Here is a 986-nt window from a genome sequence, read left to right on the forward strand (position 1 = left end):
GTACCCGGGCCCGCTCGGCCAGCGCCCGCCACGCCGACGCGGCCGCGTACGGGTCGTCCGGGCCGGTCGGGGTGGCAGTGGCGAGCCTGCTCAGCACCGGGTCGCTGCCGGCGGCCAGCACCACCCGGTGCCGGGTCGCCAGCCGGGGCAGCACCGGCAGCAGCCCTTCGCCGATCGCGCCCGCCTCCAGCGCGGTGAACAGCACCACCAGGCTGCGCTGCCGCTCCCGGCGCAGCACCTCGCCGGCGATCAGCTCGAAGTCGGTCTCGGCGAGCGTCGGCTCCAGCGGCGCCACCGCCTCGACCAGCCGGGCGAGCAGGGCCGGACGGCCGCTGCCGGTCACCCGCGCCCGGATCTCGGTGTCCGCCGCCAGCAGGTCCACCCGGTCACCGGCGCGGGCCGCGAGCGCGGTGAGCAGCAGCGCCGCGTCGATGGCGGTGTCCAGCCGGGGCTCGTCGCCCAGCCGGACCGCCGAGGTGCGGCCGGTGTCCAGAACGCAGACCAGGCGCCGGTCCCGTTCCGGGCGCCAGGTGCGGACCAGGATGTCGGCGCGGCGGGCGCTGCCCCGCCAGTCGATCGAACGGACGTCGTCGCCCACCGCGTACTCGCGCAGCGTGTCGAACTCGGTGCCGTGGCCGCGCCCCCGGGTCACCTGCACACCGTCGATGACCCGCAGCCGGGCCAGTTTCTCCGGCAGGTGCCGGCGGGAGTCGAACCGGGGCAGCACCCGCAGCGTCCACGGCGGGGTGGCGGGCTGCCCGGCGCGCTGCCGGGCGCCCAGGCGCATCGGCCCGAGCGAGCGTACGGTCAGCGCCACCGCGGGCCGGTCGCCGCGCCGGGTCGGGGTGAGCCGGACCGGCAGCGTGGCGACGCCACCGGGCGGCACGGTTAGCAGGCGCTGCGGCGGCACGTCCGGGCGGGCCCCGGCCGACGGCACCCAGGCGTCGCGCACCTGGGCGTACAGCGTGTGGTGGGTCGGGTTGGTC

General features: G+C 78.4%; 1 protein-coding gene. It reads right to left on the bottom strand.

Annotated features, from left to right (window positions below; translation table 11 throughout):
- The coding region (locus KBX39_RS31945; RefSeq protein WP_210874140.1) for a DUF58 domain-containing protein at positions 1-986 on the bottom strand (986 nt) is incomplete at both ends.

The sequence above is a fragment of the Micromonospora sp. D75 genome, assembly GCF_018070405.1.
Classification (GTDB): Bacteria; Actinomycetota; Actinomycetes; order Mycobacteriales; family Micromonosporaceae; genus Micromonospora; species Micromonospora chalcea.